We start from the raw sequence: 26,088 nt of genomic DNA, 5'->3' as shown, positions 1-26,088 counted from the left end.
AAATCCTCGACCATTGCGCCCACTTGCCCCAACCCAATCCCTGATTCCCAGTGCCCATAGCCACAGCGCTCCACACAATCTTTTCTATCAAAACCGAGGAAAAGAGCGATGTCTGTAAACTATGGCGGTTTATTTACGTTAAAGGCGCAGTTTCGACCACATCCAAGGGTGTTTGCCCCGCCGCGTAGGCCCGTAGAGCATTAATGATGTGGATGTTGGCTTTGGGAAAGGGGTATTCCTCAATGGTGTCTAGGGTGACCCAGCGCACCTCGTCGCACTCGATCGGTTGGGGCTCGCCGCTTAGATGGGTGCAGTGGTGCACGTTGAGGGTGACTTTAAAGTGCGAATAGGCATGAGTGACAGTGCAGAGGCGATCGCCTACCGCAATTTCAATCCCCAGTTCTTCCTGAATTTCTCGCGCGATACAGTCCTCGATTGTCTCGCCGGGCTCGATTTTGCCGCCTGGGAACTCCCACAGCCCGCCCAGAAGCCCTTCTTGCTTGCGGCGATCGATCAGAATTTGGTCTTGCCCATTCCAAATCACAGCGACGCCGATTTGCTTATGGGGCAGGGGGCCTTTGGTTTCTGACATGGGCAGCTCCGATTGAATATTGCGATTATAGGCTTGGCAGTGGGCCTGCCAGGGGCAGCGATCGCACTGCGGATTGCGCCGCGTACACAGGGTTGCGCCCAGATCCATCAACGCCTGGTTAAAGTCGCGGGGGTTCGTCGGATCTAGCAAAACTTCTGAGAGTTGCCAAAGATCCTTGAGCGCTCTGGCTGGGGGCACCGGCAGCGCCACCAGCCGGGCCAGCACCCGCTTCACATTGCCGTCGAGAATGGCGTGGGGCAGGTTAAAGGCTGAGCTGAGAATGCCCCCCGCCGTGGTTTTGCCAATGCCGGGCAGCGTAGTGATGGTGTCAAAATCCTTGGGAATTTCGCCATTGTGCTCGGCCACAATGCGTTGGGCGGCCTGGTGTAGGTTGCGGGCGCGGGCGTAATAGCCCAACCCCTCCCAGGCTTTGAGCACCGTTTGCTGATCGGCAGCGGCCAGCGCCTCCACAGTGGGGAACTGCTCTAGCCACCGCTGGTAGTAGGGCAGTACCGTCTTCACCTGGGTCTGCTGGAGCATGATCTCCGAGATCCAAATGGCGTAGGGGTTGTCGATATTGCGCCAGGGCAGGGTGCGGCCACAGTCGCCATACCAAGCCAACAGCTCTGCCCGCAACGCCTCAACAGGAAAATCCGGCCAGGGCAGAGTCGCCAGGGCCGGATTAGGGGAAAGGGGGGACTGGTTTAGAACCCTCCTTTTGCTCGTTGTGTAAGAACCCTCAGTATCGCGCGCGGTAGAACGGCGATGGCCAAAGGAGGAATTGAAACTTGGCTGATTCGCTGGGACGGGTGGTTGACTATGGCTCACTCAATCTCAGGGACAGATTCGGCCGACATCAGCGAGTCCTCGAAGGCCATGCGCTGTTCGGCACCCCGCAGAAAATACCCGCTCATCATAGCAGAGGCCAGCAGACGACCCAGGTTTTCGCGGTTGGTGGTGATTTCTACGTCAAAGTGCTGAGACGGCAGCCCACCGAGCAAGCCGATAATGTTGTGTTCCATCATCTGCTGCACTTCAGTAGAGGCAGGATTAGAGAGCTGGGCAATCGTCTCAGGGCTCATGCCATGGACGTACTGCATGAGGGAGTTGGGATGCTCAGAGGAGTTTTTGAAGCCGTTGAAAAGGTCTTGGGCTTTACCGGAAGAATTGCTCACAGGAGATACCTCGCTTGGCTAGCAGTGTGCGTGCGGCCTGGGTTTATCGAATTGAGCTGGATAGGGTTATTGTTCCCCATTGGGATTAGAACCCTAACTTTTTGTTGTTTACGTCACTGTTGACTATCTACATGGAGTCGCTCAGTCATTCCTGAAACCCATGTAACTAAGTTAACAGGCTAGGTTTTGTTGTTGGGTAGGCAGAACCGTACCACTCGTGGAGAGGTTTTGCCCTGAAACGGCCATGGGATGTTTCTCCATAGATAGATGTTTGGGTCAACCCTAGGGTTCAAGCTGAAGCAAGACTTTCCACGGGTATTCCATCTAACTGAGAATCCTAGCCCAGGTTACTGAAACCAACCGTTCAGTAGAGCATGGTTTGGAATGAGGCTAGAGCCGAAATACTCTCAGGAAGTTTTCAGACACGTTAAGGTAGTCATCATTTTGTGGCGAGTGCTATCTGTCACAATTGCCAGCAATATCCCCCAAAATCCCCAAAATGACGCTTTCTTCACCCCTTGCACCACCTCTAGACGTCTCCTTGACCGCCACTGATTTGGTTGCTCAATATTGGGCTGTGCGCCACCTCAGCGAGACCCTCTGTGAACCGCTTGAGATTGAAGACTATGGCGTACAGAGCATGGCTGATGTCAGTCCTCCTAAGTGGCATCTAGCCCACACTAGCTGGTTTTTTGAGACCTTTCTGCTGCGCCCCCACCTCGCAGGCTACCGAGAATTTCACCCCGGCTACGGCTACTTGTTTAACTCCTACTATGAGGCAGTGGGCGATCGCCATCCTCGACCTCAGCGCGGCCTGCTGTCGCGCCCCACAGTAAAAGAGGTCTACGAATATCGCGCCCATGTAGATGCAGCAATGGAAAGGCTACTGTGCGATGGTCAAGGACCGGCCCGAGAGGGCCATCGCGCCGACCATCCCGCCGTGGCAGAACTGACCACCCTCGGGCTGCACCACGAGCAGCAACACCAAGAACTCATCCTCACCGACCTCAAATACAACCTAGCAATCAATCCCCTGCGCCCGGTCTACCGTTCAGACGTCGCCTTGGGACAGGTTCAACCCCTAACACCGCTGGCATTCGTGGATTTTCGCGGCGGCCTCTATGACCTTGGCCATCAATCTTCTGGGTTTGCCTTTGACAACGAAAGCCCAGCCCATCGGGTCTATCTCCAAGATTTTGCCCTGGCCAACCGCCTCGTCACCAACGGCGAATATCTAGAATTTATTGCTGACAAAGGCTACCAGACCGCTGCCCACTGGCTCGCTGAGGGCTGGGGCATGGTGCAGAGCGAAGGCTGGCAAGCACCTCTGTACTGGGAGCAGCGCGACGGGGAGTGGTGGGTGTTTACGCTGGGCGGCATGCAGCCCGTGAACCCAGCGGCACCTGTATGCCACCTCAGCTACTTTGAGGCCGATGCCTTTGCCCAGTGGCGGGGCGATCGCCTCCCCACCGAAGCCGAATGGGAAGTCGCTGCCTCAGGAGTTTCTATCCAAGGCAATCTCCTCGCCGCCGACCATCTGCACCCGCAACCCGCATCGAAATCCCAGAAACTTCAGCAGCTCTACGGCGATGTGTGGGAATGGACCCAGAGCGCCTACCTGCCCTACCCCGGCTTTCGCCCCGCCCCTGGCGCCGTGGGAGAATACAACGGCAAGTTTATGTGCAACCAAATGGTGCTACGCGGTGGATCCTGCGTGACTCCGCCCGACCACATTCGCCCCAGCTACCGCAATTTCTTTCCCCCCAGCGCCCGGTGGCAGTTTAGCGGCCTGCGGCTAGCGAAGGGAGTGGATGGGTAGATGGGTGGATGGGTAGGCGGGTATGCGAGTAGGTGGGTAGGCGGGTAAGTTTCACGCCAGCATCGCATCCACCCTCCCACTCATCCACCCATCCACCCTCCCACTCATCCACCCATCCACCCTCCCACTCATCCACCCATCCACCCTCCCACTCATCCACTCCCCTACTCACCCACTCCCCATGCCCCCCACCTCCCAAACCAAGCCCTCTCCCGTCAAGCTCTACGACTTTCATCCGCCAGTGGAAGATTTTCGCGGCGCAGTGCTGCGGGGTCTGAGTCAGCCGCAAAAGACGCTTTCTCCTAAGTTTCTCTACGACAAGCGGGGGTCTGAGCTGTTTGATGCCATCTGTCAGCTGCCGGAGTATTACCTCACCCGCACCGAGATGGCTATTTTGCGTGCCCATGCGGAGGATATTGCGGCGGCTCTAGATCACCGCGTCTTGGTTGAACTGGGCAGCGGCAGTAGCCAGAAGATTCGCATTTTGCTGGGCGCTGCCCCTCAGGTGACGACCTATGTGGGGGTAGACATTTCGCGGCAGCACTTGCAGGAGGCCTGCGCGGCGCTGATGCAGGATTTTGGTGGATTGGATGCGATCGCCGTCTGTGCTGACTACACTCAACCCCTGCCCATCGCCGCCATCCCTGAGCTACAGAATCGCCCCACCATCGGCTTTTTTCCCGGTTCTTCCATTGGCAATCTGGAGCCTGCCGAGGTGATCACTTTCCTCAAAACCGTGGCGGTGCTGGGTGACTTGATTGTTGGCGTAGATCTAAAGAAATCTGCCGCCATTCTCGAACCCGCCTACGACGATGCCCAAGGGGTTTCAGCAGCCTTCGCCCTAAATGTGCTGGAGAGGATCAACCGAGAACTGGAGGCCGATTTTGACCTGTCCCAGTTTGAGTATCGGGCGCACTACAACGAGTCCCAGGGACGGATTGAGATGGCGATCGCCAGCCTCTGCGACCAAACCGTGCGCCTGGGCGATGCCGAGATTTCCTTTCGCCAGGGCGAAACCCTGCGTACTGAGCACTCCTATAAATACACGGTGGATGAGTTTCAGCTTTTGGCGATGGAAGCGGGTTTCAAGCCAGTACAGGTTTGGACGGATGAGAATCAGCTCTTTAGCCTGCACCACTTAAAACAAATATAGGACTAGAGTCTGAGTTAAATCCCCCGGTTTTTGAGGTCAGAGATGCGCTCTGTAGCTCCCTCAAAGGGACAGTAAATCCGTTTTTGAACAGCATTTGGCGACAAAAATGGAATTTTCCTGCGGGCAAGCGCTGCGGAACTGTAACCCATTTGCGCTTGCTGCAAACACCAGTGGTAGGATGCTATCAAGCTAGGGGTGTCCGAGCAATTGGACTGAGATCATACCCTCAGAACCTGACCTGGTTGATACCAGCGGAGGAAAGCGTTGCTTGAGGTCACAGACCGAAACGACGAGCCTATAGGTGTTCTAGAAAGTGTTCTAGAACAATTAGTTGAGGTGTCAGCATAAAACTGATGCTCACTAGCTGTAGCTTTGTAGCGTTCGATTTCACCCGTCCTCACTTACCCAACGACCCGCCCAGGAACGCCCTCTAGCGCCACACCGTTGTTTGTGAGGTGCGTTTCTATGACCATTGGTGCCACAGCGATCGCTGTCATCTTAGTAACCGTGGCTAGCTTTACCCTGCTGGGTTTGCTGCAAGCGAGCCGCCACACCATCACCTTAGAAGATTACGTGGTGAGCCGTAACCGGGTGGGCACCGGCATGGCCTTAGCGACCATCGTCGCCTCGGCCGTAGGCGCTTGGATTTTATTTAGCCCACCCGAGGTGGGAGCCACCAGCGGCATTGCGGGCATTGTGGGCTACTGCATTGGGCAGGCTACCCCAGCGGCAATGCTGGCATTTCTGGGCACCCGCATGCGGTTTTTGATGCCCAACGGTCACTCGCTGAATGAGTACGTGCTTCACCGCTATGGCCAGGCCATGTACTTGCTGACCCTGGGCATTGGGGTGTTTTACATGTTCATTTACCTGGCGGCGGAGCTGACGGCGATCGCCAAAGCGGTCGAACTGATGGCCGGGGTGCCCCTCTGGTTAACTGCCCTGCTCGTCATTACCGGGGTCTTCATCTACACCGTTGTCGGCGGGCTAGAGGCGTCTATCTTTACCGATGCCCTGCAGTTTGTGGTGATCGTGCCGCTGCTGCTGCTCAGCTTTGGCGTAGCGGTAGTTGCCCTAGGAGGATGGGGGAATGCGATCGCCCCCGTGACCCAGTCTGCGCCAGAACTGCTGAGCCTAGCTAACGGCCCCGGCATTAAGTTTGGCGCCACCCTGGTGATCGCCGTGATTGCAGCCGAAATGTTTAACCAGGGCAACTGGCAACGGGTCTATGCCTGCAAAACCAACACCGTTGTGCGGCGGTCTTTTCTAGGGTCGTCTTTAGTCATTTGGCCCATGCTGTTGCTCGCAGGGATGCTGGGCATCTTGGCTATGCACTTTGGCTTCAACGACGATCGCGCCTTTTTCTCGCTGGTTCAGGCCTTGGAGCTGCCTACCTGGGTGGGCATGGGCATTTTGCTGCTGGTGCTAGCCCTGGTGATGAGTACCCTGAGTGCACTACTGAACGGCATCGCGAGTGTTTTTACCCTCGATTTGGTGCGGCTGATGCCGACCACGCCCACGGCGGGCATTTTGCGGGCCTCGCGCATTCTAACCGTGCTAATCGGCATTCCCGCCATTCTGATTGCCTCTCAGGGATACAACGTGCTGTACCTGTTTTTGCTGGCCGACTTGATTTGCGCCGGAGCAGTATTTCCGGTGCTGTTTGGCCTATATTCGCGACGGTTGACGGGAACGATGGCGTTTTGGAGTGCAGTAGTGGCGATCGCAACGGGTGCTCTATTCTTCCCCCGACCCGACTTCAGCCCCTGGAACGGTCTACCCTTTGCAGGCGATCTGCTGGTTAGCTTTGCCGCCCCCGTCGTGGTATCGACGCTAGTCTGCCTGATATGGATCCAGATTAAAGCCCAGAGCGGTAAGACGGAGGTCTTCGACTTCGGCATTCTCAGCCGCGACATCCGCGCTTACGGGGAAAACAATACGCTTGCGGCTGATGGTTTGACCGATACACAGCGCCAGGCGAATGATCCACTGCTATAGGTCTCAACCAAATTCCGAATGAACCCCGTAGGGGCGTAGCATGCTACGCCCCTACGGGGTTCCTGATTATGGATCGGGGTTTACCAAATCGATTTCGTTATCAGTCGTCTTCAAGACCGAGACATTGAGCCCGCAGCTCGTAAACAGGATTAATCTAAGCCTTGCGGTAAGCGACAGCTGAGAACTAAATAAGCGCACGGTCAAAAATCAACCGTGCGCTTAGGGCAAAACCTGACGTCTATAGAGTCAATTTATAGCGCCAGCCAATAGCAAAGCTATTAAACGACTATTGAGTAGAAGGAGCTGTCGATTCGGGATGGCTAGGATGCCAGACGAAGGCGAAGTAAGCCGCGATCGCCCCTGTTACAGCGTTGAACCAAACGTTGTTGCCAAAGATGGGCATGATACCAAAGAGGGTATTTGAGAGCGGAATCAACCCCATAACGGCAAGCAGCAAATAGCTAATAGCAAAGAATCGATTGTATCTAAATGCCCCTTCCTTACCCGTAGCCGAAAACAGACCAAAACCACCGATGGCTAAGTGAACCATGTTGTGAAGTAGGTTAGTCGGGAAGAGCCCAAACAAATAGCCAAAACCTCTTAGGTAAGCAGCTATGTAAGTAGGCCCACCGCTAACTGGAATTGCGCTTGTGTCTACCGGTACACTAGCTCCCATTCCTCCGCCAGGCAGGTTGATAAGAGCGGGAATGAAACCAGCAATTCCTAAAAAGGTAAAGATGATTCCCAGTGCTAATGCACATTTTTGTTCACTATTCATGCTGTTCATATCAAGATACTCCTTGCGACAAAATTTTTCGTAAAAACAGCGTTGTCTATCATTAGCAAATAAAAGCGTTAGCTATATTCCTAGACCATAATGCTGTTAACTATCTAGACTGTAGAACTCGACTGGTTGCTGCTTGTAGTAGCAGGCCTTTCTATTCTTTCGAACTCTATGCTCAGAGAGACTTCATGGTCTCAGCTAGTAGCGTCACTACTCTCGATGAAAAAGATTACGGTGGCACTAGGTGCATCATAGAAACTGCGCGATGCCCCTTCCTCTCCCTGAAGAACTAAGTTGGGGAACGCTTTACCTATCTGTAGGAATACCTAAAGCTAGTGAACGGCTCTAATTGCTATACTTAGCTGCTTACTCGTTGAAATTCGTCATAGATAACCTACAAAACTAGCTATAGCCAGCAAACAATAATTAGGGCAGTTCAGGTTGACGAAAACTCGTTGTAAAGAGCCTTTTTCGTTTTCCCTAGGCCCTCTGTGTCCTGACAGTAGGGGGGTGGCGCGCTCTGTGAGGAACCGTAACTAATTCGCGCTGCCCTTAAATATCGGTGGTACGATGCCAGCAAGCTAGGGGTGTCCGATCGCATCGGACTGAGATCATACCCTCAGAACCTGACCTGGTTAATACCAGCGGAGGAAAGCGTTGCTTGAGGTTACCAACCGAAACGACGGATAAATTGAACGTTCTGGCACTATGCCAGGGATTAGGTGAAGATTCAGCAGATTGCTGAGCTTTGCCTGCGATTGCTCCACCTTTTTCGGTCAAACTCATCCTCACTTAACCCGACGTGATTCATCAGGCAATCCCTCTAGCGCCACATCAGAGGTAAACCATGAGAACTGAATGGATCGCCAAGCGCCAAGGTCACACCAACGTGTCCCAAATGCACTACGCTCGCCAAGGCATCATCACCGAAGAAATGGCCTACGTGGCAAAGCGGGAGAACCTACCCGCCGACCTGATCCGCAATGAGGTGGCGCGGGGCCGCATGATCATCCCGGCCAACATCAATCACCCAAACTTGGAACCGATGGCAATCGGCATCGCCTCGAAGTGCAAGGTGAATGCCAACATCGGCGCGTCGCCCAACTCGTCGGATATCAATGAAGAAGTAGCCAAGCTTCACCTGGCGGTGAAGTACGGGGCCGACACCTTGATGGATCTTTCGACCGGAGGCGGCGATCTCGATGCCATTCGCACCGCCATCATTAATGCCTCGACAATTCCAATCGGCACAGTGCCGGTGTATCAGGCCCTAGAGAGCGTCCACGGCAACATCGAAAACCTCACCGCCGATGACTTTCTCCACATCATCGAGAAGCACGCCCAGCAGGGGGTCGATTACCAGACCATCCACGCCGGAATTTTGATTGAGCACTTGCCCTTGGTACGCGATCGCATCACCGGCATTGTCTCGCGCGGCGGCGGCATTCTTGCCCGCTGGATGCTGCACCACCACAAGCAAAACCCGCTCTACACCCACTTCAACGACATTATCGAGATCTTCAAGCGCTATGACGTGAGCTTTAGTCTAGGGGATTCGCTTCGCCCCGGCTGCCTGCACGATGCCACCGATGCCGCTCAAATGGCCGAACTCAAAACCCTGGGCCAGCTCACCCACCAAGCGTGGGAGCACAACGTGCAGGTAATGGTGGAAGGCCCCGGCCACGTACCGATGGATCAGATCGACTACAACGTCAAAAAGCAAATGGAAGAGTGCGCCGAAGCGCCCTTCTACGTGCTCGGCCCATTGGTCACCGACATCGCCGCCGGCTACGACCACATTAGTTCTGCCATTGGCGCGGCGCTAGCAGGCTGGAGCGGGGCAGCTATGCTCTGCTACGTGACGCCGAAGGAGCACCTGGGTCTACCCAACGCTGAGGATGTGCGGGCGGGGCTAATCGCCTACAAAATTGCGGCTCACGCAGCGGACATTGCCCGGCACAGACCAGGAGCGCGCGATCGCGACGATGCCATGTCCCACGCCCGCTACAACTTCGACTGGAACAAACAGTTCGAGCTATCGCTGGATCCTGAGCGGGCTAAAGAGTACCACGACGAAACCCTGCCTGCCGACATCTACAAAACCGCCGAGTTTTGCTCCATGTGCGGCCCCAAATTCTGCCCCATGCAGACCAAGGTCGATGCTGATGCTCTGACTGAGTTAGAGAAGTTCTTGGCCAAGGAGAAGGCAACAGTGTAAGTAGGTGGGAGGGTAGGGAGTGGGAGAGTAAAGTGGGTAGGGAGTGGGATATCTGGGAATGTAGCAATCAACCACCCATCTACCCCTCACCCATCCACCCCTTACCCTCCCACTCCCTAACCCCCACTCAATCCTAGGTATTTCTCCATCCTCCATTTGTGGGACACGATTTAGGTGAACCAGATTGTGTGACTAGTGCTCCCTAAAACACCGGCCTATCGTAGTGATTAAGCCAATGTGTTTAACCCTTGGAGGGTGTCCCATGGATCAGCCATTTGAGAGCGATGTAATGGATGACTTGGCTGCAGAAACGCCCCTTTCATCTACTCGCGATCTCTACGATAACTATGAGGATACGGAGGATGAGTACGATGGGGAAGACTCGTTTGCAGAGGGTCTAGATGACTATGGCGACTCCCGCGATCACTTGAGTGATCTAGACCATTCATTTGACCAGGCTATTCATCAAGAGTTATCAACGGGTGCCCAGACAAGAGGGGCCGTCAGGAGCTTGCCCAATGCTCTTGAAGCGGCGATCGCAGCAGCTTTGAGCGCTCCTTCAACGGATACATTCTTGCGGCGGCTGAGCCAGGGGCTGCAAGAGATAGCCAGTGAGCCCATCCCAGCTAGAAAGAATGGCCAGCGCTCTACCCACCGCAAGACATCGCCCAAATCGACGATCGCTAGCGGACGGGCGATCACCCCAGTGGCCAATCTAGCGGCCCAGCTTGCCCGCTCAAGAGCCGAACCACAGGATGCCCTAGAGGCCTTTCTCGATCTGGCCGATGCTGAGCCCGACAACCCGTCAGTGGCTCCAGTAATTGCTGGACTGAGTTTGCACAGCACTCTGGCTGATCACCTGGGCGGCACCCGTACCCAGCGTCAGCGGCTAGTGCACAGCGTCAGCCAGGCGACCCAGACCATAGCCCAGCACCACGGTAGCCAAGCCATGGCTGCTATGCCCCGCATTCTGGACGTGGTGCAGCGTAACGCCAGCGCGCAGCAAATCCCTCCCTCAGAGCTACCGGGAGCAATTCAGCGCATTACTCGCCAAGTCGCCGCCAACGACGATCTGGTACATCGCCTGGCCCAAACAACCTTACCCCCTGCTTCCGCACCGACTAAACAGCGCGTCACCGTGACCAAAGGAACCGTGCAGCGGCTGGTATTCGACCGTCCAGTAGAGCTGACGATTCGCTATTTGTAAGTTCCCAGATTTGAGGTTTGCGCTTGCTCCTACGCCTAGCGTGAGCTGGGAGTTTTTCTTCGGGCAAAACTCCACGGCTAAAACTGGATTTGGTCCATGCCAACTCCAGCTCAGGGTTTGTGGTTTTTCACAAGCAAAACTCCGCTTCTAGACATGGCTTTGATTGACTCTGCTTATAACCGACGACATGACGAGGATTCACCATGTACCAAAACTCATTTGAAATGGATGTGATGGACGATCTGTCCTTTGATGCAGCGGAGGGCCCTGCCGTCGCTCAAAATGCCTACGACGAGTACGACGACTACGGCGACGAGTTTGATGACTACGACGCTGCTGAAGATGATGATGATGCCTTTCTCAGCGGCTTGGCCAGGGGCGTTGGTCAAGCCGCTGGCAGCGTTTTGGGCGGTGATGAATTTGATGACTATGACGATGCCTACGATGCCTATGACGATTTTGAGGCCTACGATGCCTATGACGAATTCGACGAATACGATGCGTATGATGCCTACGACGAGTACGACGACTACAGCGCCATGGATAGCTTCGAAGACGCCATGGCCGATGCCCTCGATGCTGAAGATACCGACGAATTTCTGCGGCGGATTCGGCGGGCGGCTCGGGCTGTGGGGAATGTCGCCCGTCGTGTAGCCCCCGTCGTGGGCCGCGTCGCCCGAGCCGTTGCCCCCATTGCCAGCGCCATTCCCTTACCCCAGGCTCAGGCTATTGGCCGCATTGCCAGTGTGGCGGGACGATTGCTAGCCGATGGAGCCGATGAGTTTGAAGTCCTCGATGCCATGATCGATATGGCCGAAGAAGAAGATGCCATTGATGCTGCCGCCCCAATGATTGCTGGTATGGCCCTGCGTACAGCGGCTCCCCGGGTGGCCCGAGCGGCGCTACCTGTCAGACGGCAGGCGGTGCGAGCAGTATCGCAATCCGTACAAACCCTAGCTCGCCAGCAAGGAGCCCCAGCCGCTAGAGCAGCGGTGCGGGTGACCCGAGCGGTAGGTCGCCGCCCCGTGCCGGCCCGGGCAGTAGGACCAGCGGTACGCCGCATTACTCCCCAGGTAGCCCGTCGCCCTGGGGTAGTGCGCCGCCTCTCTCGGCCACTAGCTCCGGGGGCACGGCCTGGAGGAGCCACGGGCCGTCGCCGCCGGATGGGAGCCCCACGGCCACGGCCTGGCATGACCGCTCGGCGACCCCTGCGTCGCCAGGGAGGCATACGGCCTGGGGTAATGCGACCTGGGGCGCGCCCTGGCGTTGTCGGTGGCATTGGTCGCGTGGCTGGCTGCCCCACCTGCGGCAGAGCCCGCCAGTTCAACCTGCGCGGCCCGGTCACACTGACCGTTCGCAGCCACGGTTAGCCGCCTCTAGTGGATGGGCCTGATGGAGTCACAACCTCATTACCCGGTCACCCCATCACCCATCCATCCCCACCCCTTTCCCTGGGTTAATCACCGGAGCTGATCATGGTCACTCGGCAATTCTTAAGGGTCAAAATCAGGGGCTTGGCCGCCCGAGCTAAGCGGTTGACCCGCATCGACTATGCCTCAGTGGGCATTCGCCCCCAAGACCTGCCCTACGCCCCGTCCCCAGCTCACTTTCGGGCCGCCAACCAGCGGCTGAGCAAGATTGGCCGAGAAATTCGGCGGCGGCTGCGCCGGGTGCAGCGCCACAGCTCTGCGGTGCCCGAGCAGCAGATGCTTGTCGACATTGCCTTGGTCGAGCGAGAACTCGATCGCGCCCGACGCGCCTTTGGTCTTTTCTTCGAGGTGTTTGGCCAGCGGGGCACTACCTTTGCCCCAGGGTTGGCAACCCACGATGCGATCGCCGTTGACTGCTACGCCATCATTCGTCAAACCGCCCCCGACCTGTTTCGCGGCCCCCTGCTTAAGCCTTTGAGCTATATGGAGCATGGCTTTTCTCCCGCCACCATTCGGCGTGGGGTGGTGCTCAACCGGCTGCTAGGCGAGCCCAACCCCTTCCCTATCATCCGTATCCCGTGGGATCGGGAGAGCCCCTGGCAGGCCGTCTTCCTTCACGAGGTAGCCCACAACATTCAGGCTGATTTGGGCATCTGGCAAGAGAATCGGCAGGCGGTAGTGCGCCGCGCCCTGCGCTTTAGTGGTAACCCCATGCTCACCCGCATCTACGCCCGCTGGCACAAGGAAATCTTTGCCGATTTGGCCGCAATTTTGCTGGGCGGCCCCGCCGCCGCCTGGGGCATGGCCATATTTCTAGCCAACCCTGCTCCTCGGGTGCTGAGCTTTCGCCCCGGCAGCGCCCACCCTACCGCCTTTTTACGGGTATTTATCTTGGCTGAAATGCTTCAGCGGTTGGGTTTTGGGGGTGAGGCCAGCCGCCTGCGCCGGGTCTGGCAGGGGCTCTATACCCCCCAGGCCCCAGGGCGCATTCCCCCCTATCTAATGACGACCGCCGACCAGCTAATTCCCCAGATTGTGGACGAAATTGTCTTTCAGCCCCGGCGCAATTTGGCCCAGCGTGCCCTGGCAGATGTCATCCCCTTCACCCGCGATGACCAGAGGGCTATCCTCGCTGGTTCGCGAGCCCTGAGCCGGGGGCGGGTGCCCGACGATTTGCCGCCCCGGTTCGTCGTCAGTGCTGCTAGCTACGCCCTGGCCTCGGGTCAAATTTCGTCCCAAGAGTTGTCACAACAGGTGATTCGCCATCTGGCATCCCTCAATGCTCAGCCGATCGCGACCCTGACTGAGGCCCAACAGGCCGTTGCGGCCTAACTCACTAGCAAACCCGATTGACTGTCGGCCCTCAGGCTATTCCCTAGCCTTGCCCAAGCTTCGTTTTCAACCCCTTGTACGCAGGATGTTGTAACCACCATGGCCACTCAACCCACCAACCCGTTCCAAAACAGTTCTGGTGCTGCCTCAGCGGTACCCGCGACCCCGGCGCGAATGGCATTGGATAACCTGCTGCGCCGCGAACTCAAGGTCAGCGACCCCAACGATGCCAAGTTGGTGGCCGAGGCTCTGCTGACTCGCTACAAAGATACACCCAAGGCGATCGCCATCAGCCGCGAAGCCCAGGGTGTACCGTTTCTAACGACATCCACCGCACCGCTCAATCTTGCTCGAGCCTCCACTTCATCCGATGCCGAATTGCAACAGGCTATGGATGATATCGAGCGGGATTTGCAGGAGTTGACCACCAATACCATTTTGAAAGATATCACCCTAGAACTCCAGGGGTGGGCCAGCGCCATCCGTTCAACCTTGGTGGAGGGGTCAATGGCAGCCCGATTTGCCCTCGATCCCCGCCAACGAGATAAAGCCTTTGGGGCCAGGCGATCGCTGGGAGACTACGCACGCATTGCCCGCCTAGTAGGAGCGTTGACTCCAGCGCTCAACATCAACTACCGCAAACTAGCCCAGAGCCTCGACGAAGCCGCCGCCGTGCTGCTGGTCATAATGGGTGAATCGCTGGCCAATGTCAGCTTTAGCGGCGGCCGGTTTTTGCTCCAGGCTCCCTACAGCGAACTCCAGGTACGGCGCGATGCTGCCATCTATGCCCTCCGCAACCTGGTTGGCTCCACCCAAGATGCCTATGGCCCTAATGAATGGCCTCGCGGCCTTGATGCCTACCGCCGTCTTTACGACACCTTAGAGCAGCAGGGGCAGGGCGACCTGCGCGCTTTGCTCGTAGAAGGCGAGCTGTCGCGCATGATGGATGTATTAATTCAACGGGCCGCCCACGGCAATGCCGATGGCCTCAGAGCTTTGGGCGCAACGGCTCAACTCGATCTGGAACGGTTCCGTCGGTTGATCACGATTGGTCAGCGCCTGGTCGTACCTGAGTCGCCCCCCTTGACCACGTTTCTCTCAGCGCTGCAACTGTTTGCCGATTCGTTTAACAGTTCTGGCGGCTTCCGTCTGCTGCGCGTTGCCCGTCCACCTATCCTGTTCTATGGTCTCTACGGCATCGGCGGGCTAGAAGACGCCGACCAACGCCTGTTAGCCTTAATTATCCAGCGCGGCGTGCTGGCAGAACAGCTCGATTGCTTCTTGCAGTGTGGCTGCACCTCCGAGGCCGTACGCTGCCAGATTATTCTCGACAAGATTCTCTACGATGTCGATCGCTCCATCGACCTCTACGCCTTGGGCAACGAAAACTTTGGCGAACCCGAACGGCGGGCGGCAGCCTATGGTTTCTTAATTGAGGTGTTTTTAGGCCAAGTAGAACGTCCATGCATCTTGCCAGAAAACCCGCTCCATCGTGTTTTAGGGTTGAACGGCGGCATTCAAGCCCAGCTATGGCCAACCCTTAGTCAAAATGATCCAATTATTCGGCGGATTGTGGAAGAGGTGACTTGGTTTGGCGAGGGCGTGTTAGCTCAATTAGCTAATTTCCCTAACCAGCAAAGGGAGCTAAATGAGTCTTTAAGCGAACTAAAATCCTCTCCTTTAACGGTTGGGTCGATTGGTCGAGTCTATGGGCTTTCTCATCAGGGTCGTGCTCAGCTTTTGCGATCAAACTCTAGGTTGGCTGACAGACTTGAACCGTCTGCAGTCCTAGCGCCTTATTTAAACATTTTGCATCAGGAGTTGTGCATTCAACGAGAAACCGAATCGCGCTGGCGAGACCTGGTAATGACCATGGCACCTAGCTGCATTACTTACGATGAAGTCTTTACAGGGTTGTCGCAGGTAATTGAGCGCGCCATCGAGATGGTGAGCGGCACTCCTATCTGCGAACAATACAACATTAGCCTGCCGCCTCACTACGAAACTAGTTTAGATGGTCTAGTTAACAATGTGCTGCCCGATGGCCTCAACCGTGATTACTGATCTTTACTGCCGTGAGGTGTTCTTATGCCTTCAACCGCTTTCATTGGCATCTGGGAGGACATTCAAGCGTCCGTTAATTCTCTCAATGCCGGTTTACTTACGTTAAGCGATACCAATACTGCATCTAATGCCACTTTAGCGACTAAGGTTCAGGCTTTAACGGAGGCAGTTGACCTGCTACCTCAGCAAATAGGAGTTCTAATCCGAGAAGTAGCGGGAATTCCTGACTTAATTCTTCTAAAAGATGCAGATGATTTTTGTATTCAGCATGCGTTTACGTTTATGCGTACGCTAAATGAGATTGAAAGCTTGATGACAGATTCAAGCTTCACGGCTAAAAAAGGCAAAGGCAGGGGCAGTAAAGCTAGCAACAATGACACGCTTGCTAGTTATAAAAACTCCGACCACGCTCTCTATAGAAACTGCGTTGAGATTCTAGATGAGCAGAGAAATCTAGACCGTCTTAGCGCAGAACAATATAACCAATTTACGGCTTATTTTAATGCCCTTTTTGAGGACGTTGAGCCTGACTTTAGCGATCGCGCCGAGCGACTGGTAGAGATACATGAGTTTCGCGATCGCATCCTGAAGTTCTTTGCCAAACGGTGCAGCGAGCAGCTAGAAGCACCTAATACTGAACCTACTGAACCCACAGTCAATACCCAAATTTCTTTAGTGCAGGGTGACACAACCAGTAGCTAAAAGCCCTCAGCAACACCAAACCCGTAGTAACTATTCCTTAGGCTAAGGACGAATGCCATGAGCTTTCAAACGACAGAGACAATTCAACGCTTGTGGGCAAACTTTCTGCGAGAGCAGTTGTCCTCAATGCCGCCAGAGGAGCGCCAGCAGTATGAACAGCAGCTTGAAGACCGCTTTGGGGAGCTACTCAAAGATGCTGCTGATGGAACAGGCGCACCCGATGGCTTTCTCGATTTAATTGGCTTTGGCGGCAAAGGCCCCGTGCCCTTTGAAAACGTCACCTACCCCTACATTCAGCCCAACTTTGACGACTCGGTGGTGCCCAGCCAGCTCCACGCGGCGGCAGAGTTGTACTACATCTATCAGCACGAGCGCATGAAAGTGTTCCAGGTAGTGCAGGTGTTGCAGCGGCTGTTTCGCGAGGGTCGTATGCGCATTCAGCGGGGGCCAGGGGCTAGGGGGCTTTACCTGCTAGAGAAATGGAAGCCACTGCGCTACGGGGTGCGCGATCGCATGGTGGCCTACCGCCGCGCCTTCAACTACGGCACTGCTCCGGCTCCGGCGGGGGCGATCGTCAACCAGCAGTTTCACCGCCAGTTTGTGGGCTTTATGGTGGCGGTGGGGCAATACTTTCGCGATTTGTTGATCGGCGAAGTGATCCGCGGCGGGCCGCTGATTGAGCAGCGCCCCTTTGGCAGCATCGGCACAGTGCAGCGGATCGGGTTGGACCTGCGCTATGCCCTCGATCGCTCTACCTATGGCAACATTTTGGCCCTGACGGTCGAGACCGGTCATTACCTCAACTCGGTGCTAGAGCTGCTTGACACCCCTGACATCAAAAAAGCCTTTGACGCCAACACCAAATGGGATGTGATCGAAATTGTGTCGAACCGATACCTGGGGGGCATTTCGGAACCGTCGCAGCGGGCCAAAATGGCCGAGAGCGGGCGGCGCATACTGCAATTTGTGGCCGACAACGACTTCAAGACCGCGATCGACCCCATCCTCTTCCAGTCGGAGCTGCGGCCCATGGGGTCCCATGCAGAAGCCTGGCTTGCCGCCTACCGCATGACCCCCGAAGGCCGGGGGTTTGCGGGGGTAACCCCGGCGCTCAAGCGGGTGATCGGGATCAACTCTGCCCGACTGTAATGCGGTGGTAACGCCTCACGCAACGCTTTAGAGGATGCTAGCTATGAGAAGACCCTACGGTATGGCCTACTTGCCAAGAGCAGTATCAGCCTTCGATGGCCGCGATCGCCTAGACGACTGGCTTCAGGAGAAAGAGGGTGACTACGCCCGAGGAGGGGGTTTTCCGCCTCCCCCAAACCGGGGTCGTTCCGCCCTCAATACTCAGGTGACGCGATGGAACCAAATTATGAGAAGGCTGCAGCAGTGGGGGGTATCTCGAAATACCCTGCGCAACGAGCAGGCCCAGGTCATTCCTCGCCAGCGACCCGTTATTCGGGGACGGGGGCAGCGACGACGCATTGAGCGCCTAGTCACAGCCCGCAATCAACCCGATATTCAAGCGGTCGATCCTCGTAGTGGGCGACGCATCAACATTGAGGTAGATACTAGCCGCCATGACCTGCAGCGTCATCAGCGAGAAGTGATTGGCAACGATCCAGGGGCACGTAGCGTGTTCTTACTCATTGATCCTCAGTCAGGGCGAACCCTCGAAAAGCATGTTTATGACCCACTTACCCGCAGAACCACCGTGAGCAACCAGGATTTAAGGCCTCGGGATGTGTTGGATTTCGATCGCTAGCGATTCGTTCAATCAATAGCAGTTTAAGCAAGGGGTAGAACAATGACAGGAACCCTGGTCTCGGATGTATCGATTACCCTCACCCAGCGGCGGTGGGCCTGTGTGCTTGACCCGGCCCTGGCGCTGTCAATCTACGGCCTGCCCCTAGTCAAACAGCTCAGCGAGCTGATGGAGCTGTGGATTGTGCGGGAGTTTTGGCATATGCTCGACAACCCGCAGTTTTATGTGGAGCAGCCAGAAGCTCTGCTAGGAAAGCAGATTGAGGTGTTGCCCCCAACTGAGCGACAGGAGGTGTCGCAGCAGATGTTGCGATCGCTGCAAGAGTGGGAGCGCCTGCGGCTTCGAGTTGACCCCACCACCCGCAACATCAACTTTTTAGCTGATGTGATTGGCGAATCGTTTGTACCCGCTGGAGCTGATAGCGATTTGATTTGGCGTTGGGAATCCCTGGCCCAAAGTCTTGATGGTCAGATAGGAGAACAGTTGGCCAGGGATGATGTCTTAACCCTAGCCTACCGAGATTTAGCGGCCTTAGCCGCCGCCCGACCTGCCTGCATTTTGACCCACCGAACCACCGCAGAACTAGCTCAGAATCAGCCTCCTCGTGTTTGTAGCACGCTCACCAAATGGGGCATTGCCTGTCAAGAAATTGGATTTGACAATGTAATGGCCGATATTGAGCAAAATTACTTTCGTAGTGTTCTAGTTCATGCTGGGGTCTCTAAATTTCTCTGGTCTGGCTTGAATTTGAGTATTATTCATCTCGTTGTGCCCGCCGCTGCAACTTTGGGCACGACACAAAATTGGTCAGAAAGTTTGCCCTTCACTGCGCTGGAGTCATCGGAGTTTTTGGAGCCCTCTATAGACCTCTGGCAAGGTGCTCAGGGGTTTTGGTATTCCCTGCATTAGCCTAATTCAATAGGTGGCTTTAACTTTACTTGTTACGAAGAGCGATAGCAGCAGGATGTCTATCTTCTTATATTGATAGTCCTTTGTGGTTAATCTGTGGAGATTAAGTCATGTATCGGAAATTCCAGATTGATAATCTAGATCTTGACTTCGACGATTTTACAGATATCGATGAATTCACGAGCACATTTAGAATTCGGGCTCGATTACCCAATTCAAGAATCTTTCCAGTCACTCGTGGTGCTGTTACAGTTAGCAGCTCGGCACGATGGGATCGGCCCGCGAGTTGTCCAGTAGCTGAATATCATATTCAGCTACACAAGAGCGAGTCTTGGTATCGGCCAGATCGAAGTTTTGGATCAGCCAGGTTTCCAATTTCTCGACCTGCTAATTTTACCTGGAATAACTTGCCCTCTGGCAATTACTACCTCGAAATATGGGTAGGTAATACCAATCCAAACTGCATCCTGCTAGGCGATATTACGGTGACTTAAACTCTTACCTTCGCATAGTACCTATTGGGTAGGCATGGACTCATGGCTAAAGTCAGACATACTCTCCGCACCAACCAGCCTGACCTAGTGATGGTGGCGGTGATGGGCCAGGTGGCGCACCCAGTGGGGGCGGTTAACCCTTACCGCATGGGCCACGATGGGGTGTCGCGGGTGCTGCCCGCCACGGGGGGCATTGTGCTCAACCAGCGCATTGGCGATCGCTGCGTCGGCCTGATGGGTGACCACATTGAGCCGGGAGTGGCCCTGCACAACAACAACCGCGAGGTGATCGGCAGCCGCCGGGGACCTAATCTGGCTCTGCTTACCTACTCTTGCGTGGGCAACCTGGCGCGGGTAATCAGCGGCCCCTGTACCGGCCAGCGGGGGTTAGTGACGGGCAAACACGGCGGTGTCGATCATGTCATTGTTGACTTTGCCCCCCCGGTGCTGGGGCGGCTACAAATTGGCGATCGCATTCAAATCTACAGCCACGGCTTGGGGCTGCGGCTGCTCGACTATCCCGAGGTGACCGTCAGCAATTGTTCTCCAGTTTTGCTGCGGCGGTGGGGCTTGCACCCCAGCCAACGGCGATTGCAGGTGCCCGTCACCCACATGATTCCGTCACAGATTATGGGGTCAGGGTTGGGCAAAAATACCGTATGGCGGGGCGATTATGATATTCAGCTGTTCGATGAGGGGATACGCGATCGCTACCGCCTAGGCAGCCTGCGCTTTGGTGATTTTGTTGCAATTTGTGATGGTGACGCCCGGTTTGGACCAGCCTACCGACAAGGGCGGGTTACCCTTGGAATTATTGTGCATGGCGACAGCACCGTCAGTGGTCATGGGCCAGGAGTCACTCCCCTGCTCACCGGGCCGGGTAGCAGCCTACAGCCCGTTTTAGACCCCCAGGCCAACCTGGCCGTTTGGTTTAATCTGCGCACGCTTCCCCCCGCTAGAGTTCATCGCCCTTTAGCCGGGTCATCTATCCCCGCTGCTCCTCATCGTCAGCCGGTTACCCCTCGTGTTCCCTCGATTCGTCATCTTGAGCCCCGCTAACCTGGTCAGGAGTTCCTTCAGTTTCTTGATGGTGTTAAAAATTTGATTTTTAATTTCTCTTTTTGCAGTCAACTCGCTAGGGGAGTCCAGGCCCCAGCCTAGAGGCTAGTGATTGCACTTCTCCCCCCCTGGAGGTTTAAATGCAACCTTTTTCCTCGGTTCAGACGCCAACAGAGTTTAATTTATCAACCCGAATTTTAGACAGCTTTGACATCAATCAGCAGCACTACTGCGTGGTGATGTTGGCAGACTCCGCCAGTGGGGTCAATGGGTCAGAGAGCGAGGATGAGGAAGCCCAATTTATTGAAATCAGCCGCTTTGAAGTTAATGGCTACCTCTGTGCCGTGGTTAAAGTCGAGCCCGAGCTCTCAGCTGCCAATGACCTGACTCGGCTGTTAACCGATCGCGAATTGCAGGTAGCTACCCTGGTAGCTATGGGGCGACCCAATAAACAAATTGCCCGCCAGTTGCGAATCAGTGAATGGACAGTATCGACACACCTGCGACGCATCTTTCTCAAGCTGGGGGTCGATAGCCGGGCAGCCATGGTCTACCGCTGTGCCTCCATGATTCAATGCCAAACCTAAGGGCTGAGTGCTTTAGTAGAAGACCTGGCTTGTTAAACAGTATTGATGCCATTGCCGCATCCTTGCTTGCTGAGGCGGCACAATAGCCCTACGTGGGTAGAGCGGCGTCTATGATGCTTGGTGAGCAGTAATCACAGCACGAACATGACGCAGTTGGGGGCGCGATCGAGCATGACGCAATCGGGGCTTTTGAGAAACTACATCAACGGCCAGTGGTTGCCGTCGGCGGCGGGGGATGTGCTTTCGGTCAATAACCCGGCGACCGGAGAGGTGCTGGCCCAAGTTCCCATTTCTCCTAAGCAGGAGGTCGATCAGGCTGCCCAGGCAGCGGCAACAGCGTTTGAGGAGTGGCGTCGAGTTCCCCCGCCCCAGCGAGTGCAGTACCTATTTAAGCTGAAAGACCTGTTAGAAACGCACCTAGAGGAGCTGGCCCAGACTATTACCCAGGAGTGTGGCAAAACCCTGGCTGAGTCGAAGGGCGAGCTGCGGCGGGCGATCGAAAACGTAGAGGTGGCCTGCGGCATCCCGATGATGATGCAGGGCACGGTGCTGGAGGATATTGCCAGCGGCATTGATGAGTTTATGATTCGGCAACCGTTGGGGGTGGCAGCGGCGATCGCCCCCTTCAACTTCCCCGCCATGATTCCCTTTTGGTTTATGCCCTACGCTCTGGCCTGCGGCAACACCTACATCGTCAAACCCTCCGAGAAAGTGCCCCTAACTATGCAGCGCATCTTCGAGCTGCTAGATCAGGCGGGCTTTCCCCCCGGCGTGGTGAACCTGGTAAATGGGGCCAAAGAAACGGTGGATGCGATTCTAGAACACCCCACCATTCAGGCGATCAGCTTTGTCGGCTCCTCGCCGGTCGCCAAATATATCTACGCCCAGGCGGCGGCCCACGGCAAGCGGGTGCAGTGCCAGGGCGGGGCCAAAAACCCGGTGATTGTGCTGCCCGATGCTGACCAGGAGATGACAACACGAATTGTGGCCGATAGCGCCTTTGGTTGTGCCGGTCAGCGCTGTCTGGCGGCGTCCCTAGCGGTGACGGTGGGAGAAGCGACCGAGTGGTTTACTGATGCGATCGCCCACACCGCCGCCACCCGCACCGTTGGCAATGGCCTCGACCCCGAGGTGCAGATGGGGCCGGTGATTACAGCCCAGAGCCAGCAGCGCATTGGGAGCCTGATTCAAACCGGCGCTGATGAAGGGGCAACGGTTTTAGTAGACGGCCGCAACGCTCACATTCCCACCCTAGAAGCGGGTCACTTCGTCAAACCCACGGTGCTACAAAACGTGCCACCCTCTGGAGAAATCGCCCACACCGAAATCTTCGGCCCCGTGCTGGGGCTGATGCCGGTGGATACGATTGAGGCGGCGATCGCCCTAGTGAACCGCAGCCCCTGGGGCAACATGGCCTGCCTCTTCACCAACAGCGGCGCCGCCGCTCGCCAGTTTCGCTACGAGGCTACCGCTGGCAACATCGGCATCAACATCGGCGTGGCTGCACCGATGGCCTTCTTCCCCTTCAGCGGCTGGAAGGATAGCTTCTTCGGCGACCTCCACGGGCAGGGAGCCCACGCGATGGAATTTTTCACACAGACCAAGGTAGTAGTCGAGCGCTGGCCGCAGGAGTGGAGTCGGCAGTTTTAGAAGTCATCGCCGTGGTTCAGTCGCCGCATCGCCCCCCGAACAGTCACCCTGTCACAGGTGGTAGGGTGAAAATCACTAGGTATTTATGGAAGTTTTGATTTCGGCGATGCTGCCTGTGGCCCTGGTCGCCCTAGTGGGGTTTGGCGTGGGCCGCAGCTTTGAGCTAGACATGCAAACCCTGACGCGGTTGAACATCTACGCCCTGCTGCCCGCGCTGGTGTTGACTAGCCTGGCTGAGACCACGCTGGCGATGGGCAGTGCGATCGCGATCATCACCAGCTTTTTGCTCAATACCGTGGTGCTGTACCTGCTGGCGGTGGGGCTGAGCCGTCGCCTCGACTTTTCGGTAGATGAGCAAAAGAGTCTCATTGCCATCGTGATGTTCTCAAACGTAGGCAACCTGGGGCTGCCCTTCATTTTGTTTGCCCTCGGCGAGGCCGGGCTAGAGCGGGCGGTGGTGTATCTGGTGGGCTCTAGCGTCATGATCGCCACCGTCTTCCCCATTGTGCTGCAGCAGGCAGGGCTAAAGGCCGGGATCAACGTCACGCTGCGGCTGCCGGTATTTTGGGCCGCCCTCGCGGGCATCGGTCTCCAGGCTACACACGAAGCGTTTCCGCTGCCGCTGGAGCGGGGCATGGCGCTACTGGGGGAGGGCGCAATTCCGGTGGCGCTGCTGACGCTGGGGGTGCAGCTAGCGCGGACGGAGCTGGTATTCGACCGTTATGAATTAATCGGTGCGGTGCTGCGGTTGGTGGTGGCGCCGTTGCTGGCCTACGGCATTGGTACGGCGCTGGGTTTGCAAGGATTAGACCGGCAGGTGCTGGTGCTCCAGGCGGCCATGCCCGTGGCCGTCAACTCGCTGATCTGGGTGACGGAACTGGGTGGCGACAGAACCCGCGTGGCTAGAACCATTGTGCTCTCGACCTTTCTCAGCGTGTTTACCCTACCCGTGGTGCTTTGGCTCAGCAGTTGATCGGGCGATTTCGGATTCTGGATTTAGGATGATTGTTGCGATGCCGCGTAGTGATGTAGCCAAGATCTTGGATAGCGAGCTACTGCCACCTAGCCCTCAGTTGCGGCAGGCGGTGACGGTGGTGTGCGATCGCGCCCCCACCTTTCAGCGCATTGAGGCCGAAGCTGGCCCCCTCACCGTCCGCGCCTGGGCCGCCGGATTGCCATCGCTAGTGCGCATCATTATGGGACAGCAGCTGTCGTCTAGAGCGGCCCAGGCAATCTTTCAGCGGCTGATGGCGACCATAGAGTTGACCCCTGAAGCGATCGCCTCTACCCCAGACAGCACCCTCAAACAGGTGGGGCTCAGCCAGGCTAAAATCGCCACTTGCCAACGACTTGCCAACGCCATTTTATCGGGCCAGCTCAGCCTAGAAACCCTCGCCACCTTGTCCGACACAGAGGCGATCGCACATCTGACTCAGATTAAAGGCATTGGCGTTTGGACGGCGGAAGTCTACCTGCTGTTTTGCCTCCAGCGGTTGAGCAGTTTCCCCGCCTCAGATTTGGCCATTCAAATTAGCTACCAGCGGCTACACAATCTGGAAAGCCGCCCCACGCGCAAAGACCTATTGGTTTCTACAGCAACTCTCGATCCCTACCAAGGTGCGGTGGCCCACCTACTGTGGCACTACTACCGACATCTAGCCCAGCAGTAACTGGCAGCTAGGGCAGATGCCGTACACCGTAAACTGGCAGTTCAGCAGCGAGAACCCATGGGAGGCACTCTCATTGCTGCCCACCTGGGTCATTTTGGCGTCTTCAAACTCTTCTACATCGCCGCAGTGAACACAGACCAAATGGTGGTGCTGATTCATAAAGGGAGTATTGAGTTCGTAATACTTTCTGCCCTCAGCTAGCTCTAGCTCTTGCAGCAACCCTAGTCTGACCATGACGTGCAACGCTCTATAGATGGTAGAAAAGCTGATTTTTTCACCCTGATCTAGCAACTGATGATGGATTTCTTCAGCATTGAGGTGATGACCCAGAGCTGCCGACTGAAACAAGTCCAGTATTTTTTGTCGCTGGTTGGTGAACCGAAACCCTTCCTTATTAAGAACGGTTTTGAGTAGTTCGGGCTCTTGATTTAAGCTAGGCAGAGCTGGATCTTGTTCCATCGTCTGGTCGTCACAATTGAAGAAAGCAGTTAGGTTGACCATATAAATCAGAGCATTGACATCTAACGAAGGGAATAACTAAAGCAGGATTTTGAGCGATCGCCCAGGCTTATTAAAATAGTCATTGCTATTGAAAGTGGCTTTCACCAAAGGGTTTGAGCCTATCGCCAATCAGTTTCGATACAAAGAATTAAACCTATTGAAAATCATTTTCGCTATCTCTATTAACAGTTGAATTCTGCACTTCTCTATACTTTTTTAGGCAAACAAAGTTATTAGCTAGATTCAAAAAAATGAGCTAGGCTCAATAAGCAACCCTGAAAGGCTAGGGCTGCTTTCACTGCTAAAAAAGGGGGATGCTTATGCCGATTACTGAGACTCTGCTGCAAACCTATGGCGAGGTGGCAAACAACCCAGTATTGCTGGAGAAGTCGGTTACAGAACCAGTGGTGGATGGACTGGCGACGCTCTATGCCAGCTTTACAGCCCTGTCGCTGCAGTACCAAAAGCACCATTTTGTTGTGGAAGGTTCTGAGTACTACATGCTCCACAACTATTTCGAGGAGAGCTACGAAGCGGCTCAAGGCCATGCCCACGAGGTGGGAGAGCGCCTGCACGGGCTGGGGGGAATTCCTCCTCTCAGCTTTGGCAAGCTGGCTGAGCTGTGCTGCTTCGACATGGAAAACGACGACACCTACCGCTGCCGCATCATGATCGACCACGATCTGAAGGCTGAGCAATCGCTGATCGAACTGATTCGTCGGCTGGCTGCCCAGGCTGAGAGCTTGGGCGATCGCGCTACTCGCTACCTCTACGAGCAAATTTTGCTGAAAACCGAGGAGCGGGCTTACCATCTAGAGCACTTCCTCACTCCAGACAGCCTCAAGCTGGGCTGGTAGTTGCTGAGAAGAGCCATTTGCAAACCCTGCTGCTCATTCATTGAGGGCAGGGTTATTTTGCTGTAGTTGTCCTCCAGCGGACGATCACTCACGCTCACCACCTACGAATCGAGATACAC

Annotated in this window: 22 protein-coding genes and 2 riboswitches; of the genes, 18 read left to right on the top strand and 4 right to left on the bottom strand. The window is 55.7% G+C overall.

Annotated features, from left to right (window positions below; translation table 11 throughout):
- Positions 1-133: 133 nt before the first annotated feature.
- Together mutY and NC979_RS12555 are read right to left on the bottom strand one after the other, a co-directional pair.
- Positions 134-1,228, bottom strand: a complete 1,095-nt coding sequence (mutY, locus tag NC979_RS12560; protein ID WP_190521809.1) for an A/G-specific adenine glycosylase — start codon at positions 1,226-1,228, stop codon at positions 134-136.
- Between the two features lie 188 nt (positions 1,229-1,416).
- Positions 1,417-1,767 carry a DUF760 domain-containing protein gene (locus NC979_RS12555; protein WP_347403960.1) on the bottom strand — a complete coding sequence of 117 codons (351 nt, stop codon included), beginning with the start codon at positions 1,765-1,767 and terminating at the stop codon, positions 1,417-1,419.
- A gap of 541 nt (positions 1,768-2,308) precedes the next feature.
- Here NC979_RS12555 and egtB point away from each other — a divergent pair.
- From egtB to NC979_RS12540, 3 genes are all read left to right on the top strand, one after another.
- Positions 2,309-3,586 (top strand): ergothioneine biosynthesis protein EgtB, encoded by a 1,278-nt coding sequence (gene egtB, locus NC979_RS12550; RefSeq protein ID WP_242024128.1) that lies wholly within the window; start codon positions 2,309-2,311, stop codon positions 3,584-3,586.
- Positions 3,587-3,767: 181 nt separating this feature from the next.
- Entirely contained in the window at positions 3,768-4,739 is a 972-nt protein-coding gene (egtD, locus tag NC979_RS12545) for an L-histidine N(alpha)-methyltransferase (RefSeq protein WP_190521805.1), read from the top strand.
- A 181-nt stretch (positions 4,740-4,920) separates the two neighbouring features.
- Positions 4,921-5,016, top strand: a riboswitch (TPP riboswitch).
- Between the two features lie 188 nt (positions 5,017-5,204).
- The gene (locus tag NC979_RS12540) at positions 5,205-6,737 is read left to right on the top strand and encodes a sodium:solute symporter family transporter (protein ID WP_190521804.1); all 1,533 of its coding nucleotides are present in this window, start codon (positions 5,205-5,207) and stop codon (positions 6,735-6,737) included.
- Positions 6,738-7,023: 286 nt separating this feature from the next.
- Here NC979_RS12540 and NC979_RS12535 read toward each other — a convergent pair whose 3' ends face one another.
- Positions 7,024-7,524 carry a DUF4383 domain-containing protein gene (locus NC979_RS12535; RefSeq protein ID WP_242024127.1) on the bottom strand — a complete coding sequence of 167 codons (501 nt, stop codon included), beginning with the start codon at positions 7,522-7,524 and terminating at the stop codon, positions 7,024-7,026.
- 570 nt (positions 7,525-8,094) lie between these two features.
- A riboswitch (TPP riboswitch) is annotated at positions 8,095-8,191 on the top strand.
- A 177-nt stretch (positions 8,192-8,368) separates the two neighbouring features.
- Between NC979_RS12535 and thiC the strand changes: the two genes are divergently transcribed.
- The 14 genes from thiC (at position 8,369) to NC979_RS12465 (ending at position 24,611) form a co-directional block, all read left to right on the top strand.
- Positions 8,369-9,739 (top strand): phosphomethylpyrimidine synthase, encoded by a 1,371-nt coding sequence (thiC, locus tag NC979_RS12530; protein ID WP_190521802.1) that lies wholly within the window; start codon positions 8,369-8,371, stop codon positions 9,737-9,739.
- A gap of 262 nt (positions 9,740-10,001) precedes the next feature.
- Positions 10,002-10,946, top strand: a complete 945-nt coding sequence (locus NC979_RS12525; protein WP_190521799.1) for a hypothetical protein — start codon at positions 10,002-10,004, stop codon at positions 10,944-10,946.
- 203 nt (positions 10,947-11,149) lie between these two features.
- Positions 11,150-12,316, top strand: coding sequence for a serine/threonine-protein kinase (locus NC979_RS12520; protein WP_190521798.1), 1,167 nt, complete (start codon positions 11,150-11,152; stop codon positions 12,314-12,316).
- 105 nt (positions 12,317-12,421) lie between these two features.
- A complete protein-coding gene (locus tag NC979_RS12515) occupies positions 12,422-13,708 on the top strand; it encodes a hypothetical protein (RefSeq protein WP_190521796.1) in 1,287 nt (428 codons plus the stop codon).
- Between the two features lie 99 nt (positions 13,709-13,807).
- A complete protein-coding gene (locus tag NC979_RS12510; RefSeq protein ID WP_190521794.1) occupies positions 13,808-15,772 on the top strand; it encodes a hypothetical protein in 1,965 nt (654 codons plus the stop codon).
- A 24-nt stretch (positions 15,773-15,796) separates the two neighbouring features.
- Complete coding sequence (locus NC979_RS12505; RefSeq protein WP_190521792.1) at positions 15,797-16,474, top strand: hypothetical protein; 678 nt, start codon at positions 15,797-15,799, stop codon at positions 16,472-16,474.
- A gap of 57 nt (positions 16,475-16,531) precedes the next feature.
- Positions 16,532-17,623, top strand: coding sequence for a hypothetical protein (locus NC979_RS12500; RefSeq protein ID WP_190521790.1), 1,092 nt, complete (start codon positions 16,532-16,534; stop codon positions 17,621-17,623).
- Between the two features lie 43 nt (positions 17,624-17,666).
- Positions 17,667-18,242, top strand: a complete 576-nt coding sequence (locus NC979_RS12495; protein ID WP_190521788.1) for a hypothetical protein — start codon at positions 17,667-17,669, stop codon at positions 18,240-18,242.
- Between the two features lie 42 nt (positions 18,243-18,284).
- Positions 18,285-19,151 (top strand): hypothetical protein, encoded by an 867-nt coding sequence (locus NC979_RS12490; RefSeq protein WP_190521786.1) that lies wholly within the window; start codon positions 18,285-18,287, stop codon positions 19,149-19,151.
- 536 nt (positions 19,152-19,687) lie between these two features.
- On the top strand, positions 19,688-20,704 hold the full coding sequence (locus NC979_RS12485) for a DUF4438 domain-containing protein (RefSeq protein ID WP_242024126.1): 1,017 nt from the start codon (positions 19,688-19,690) through the stop codon (positions 20,702-20,704).
- A 140-nt stretch (positions 20,705-20,844) separates the two neighbouring features.
- Positions 20,845-21,291 carry a response regulator transcription factor gene (locus tag NC979_RS12480; protein ID WP_199308956.1) on the top strand — a complete coding sequence of 149 codons (447 nt, stop codon included), beginning with the start codon at positions 20,845-20,847 and terminating at the stop codon, positions 21,289-21,291.
- Between the two features lie 144 nt (positions 21,292-21,435).
- The gene (locus tag NC979_RS12475; protein WP_242024125.1) at positions 21,436-22,941 is read left to right on the top strand and encodes a CoA-acylating methylmalonate-semialdehyde dehydrogenase; all 1,506 of its coding nucleotides are present in this window, start codon (positions 21,436-21,438) and stop codon (positions 22,939-22,941) included.
- An 85-nt stretch (positions 22,942-23,026) separates the two neighbouring features.
- Positions 23,027-23,914, top strand: a complete 888-nt coding sequence (locus NC979_RS12470; RefSeq protein WP_190521785.1) for an AEC family transporter — start codon at positions 23,027-23,029, stop codon at positions 23,912-23,914.
- A gap of 40 nt (positions 23,915-23,954) precedes the next feature.
- The gene (locus NC979_RS12465; protein WP_190521783.1) at positions 23,955-24,611 is read left to right on the top strand and encodes a DNA-3-methyladenine glycosylase family protein; all 657 of its coding nucleotides are present in this window, start codon (positions 23,955-23,957) and stop codon (positions 24,609-24,611) included.
- On the opposite strand, the gene NC979_RS12460 is transcribed toward NC979_RS12465, so the two are convergent.
- Entirely contained in the window at positions 24,597-25,070 is a 474-nt protein-coding gene (locus tag NC979_RS12460) for a Fur family transcriptional regulator (protein ID WP_190521781.1), read from the bottom strand. The genes NC979_RS12465 and NC979_RS12460 overlap by 15 nt on opposite strands.
- Before the next feature lie 362 nt (positions 25,071-25,432).
- On the opposite strand from NC979_RS12460, the gene dpsA reads away from it, so the two are divergent.
- Entirely contained in the window at positions 25,433-25,969 is a 537-nt protein-coding gene (dpsA, locus tag NC979_RS12455) for a DNA starvation/stress protection protein DpsA (protein WP_190521779.1), read from the top strand.
- Positions 25,970-26,088 lie beyond the last annotated feature (119 nt).

The organism is Leptolyngbya subtilissima AS-A7 (assembly GCF_039962255.1).
GTDB lineage: Bacteria > Cyanobacteriota > Cyanobacteriia > Phormidesmidales > Phormidesmidaceae > Nodosilinea.
Note: the sequence above shows the minus strand (reverse complement) of the source record. Positions and strands in the feature narration are given on the sequence as shown.

Bases quoted from the DNA above. Each gene is read 5' to 3' on its own strand.
- egtD (WP_190521805.1), top strand. From the start codon at position 3,768: ATGCCCCCCACCTCCCAAACCAAGCCCTCTCCCGTCAAGCTCTACGAC.
- NC979_RS12540 (WP_190521804.1), top strand. From the start codon at position 5,205: ATGACCATTGGTGCCACAGCGATCGCTGTCATCTTAGTAACCGTGGCT.
- NC979_RS12535 (WP_242024127.1), bottom strand. From the start codon at position 7,524: ATGAACAGCATGAATAGTGAACAAAAATGTGCATTAGCACTGGGAATC.
- thiC (WP_190521802.1), top strand. From the start codon at position 8,369: ATGAGAACTGAATGGATCGCCAAGCGCCAAGGTCACACCAACGTGTCC.
- NC979_RS12525 (WP_190521799.1), top strand. From the start codon at position 10,002: ATGGATCAGCCATTTGAGAGCGATGTAATGGATGACTTGGCTGCAGAA.
- NC979_RS12520 (WP_190521798.1), top strand. From the start codon at position 11,150: ATGTACCAAAACTCATTTGAAATGGATGTGATGGACGATCTGTCCTTT.
- NC979_RS12515 (WP_190521796.1), top strand. From the start codon at position 12,422: ATGGTCACTCGGCAATTCTTAAGGGTCAAAATCAGGGGCTTGGCCGCC.
- NC979_RS12510 (WP_190521794.1), top strand. From the start codon at position 13,808: ATGGCCACTCAACCCACCAACCCGTTCCAAAACAGTTCTGGTGCTGCC.
- NC979_RS12505 (WP_190521792.1), top strand. From the start codon at position 15,797: ATGCCTTCAACCGCTTTCATTGGCATCTGGGAGGACATTCAAGCGTCC.
- NC979_RS12500 (WP_190521790.1), top strand. From the start codon at position 16,532: ATGAGCTTTCAAACGACAGAGACAATTCAACGCTTGTGGGCAAACTTT.
- NC979_RS12495 (WP_190521788.1), top strand. From the start codon at position 17,667: ATGAGAAGACCCTACGGTATGGCCTACTTGCCAAGAGCAGTATCAGCC.
- NC979_RS12490 (WP_190521786.1), top strand. From the start codon at position 18,285: ATGACAGGAACCCTGGTCTCGGATGTATCGATTACCCTCACCCAGCGG.
- NC979_RS12485 (WP_242024126.1), top strand. From the start codon at position 19,688: ATGGCTAAAGTCAGACATACTCTCCGCACCAACCAGCCTGACCTAGTG.
- NC979_RS12480 (WP_199308956.1), top strand. From the start codon at position 20,845: ATGCAACCTTTTTCCTCGGTTCAGACGCCAACAGAGTTTAATTTATCA.
- NC979_RS12475 (WP_242024125.1), top strand. From the start codon at position 21,436: ATGACGCAGTTGGGGGCGCGATCGAGCATGACGCAATCGGGGCTTTTG.
- NC979_RS12470 (WP_190521785.1), top strand. From the start codon at position 23,027: ATGGAAGTTTTGATTTCGGCGATGCTGCCTGTGGCCCTGGTCGCCCTA.
- NC979_RS12465 (WP_190521783.1), top strand. From the start codon at position 23,955: ATGCCGCGTAGTGATGTAGCCAAGATCTTGGATAGCGAGCTACTGCCA.
- NC979_RS12460 (WP_190521781.1), bottom strand. From the start codon at position 25,070: ATGGAACAAGATCCAGCTCTGCCTAGCTTAAATCAAGAGCCCGAACTA.
- dpsA (WP_190521779.1), top strand. From the start codon at position 25,433: ATGCCGATTACTGAGACTCTGCTGCAAACCTATGGCGAGGTGGCAAAC.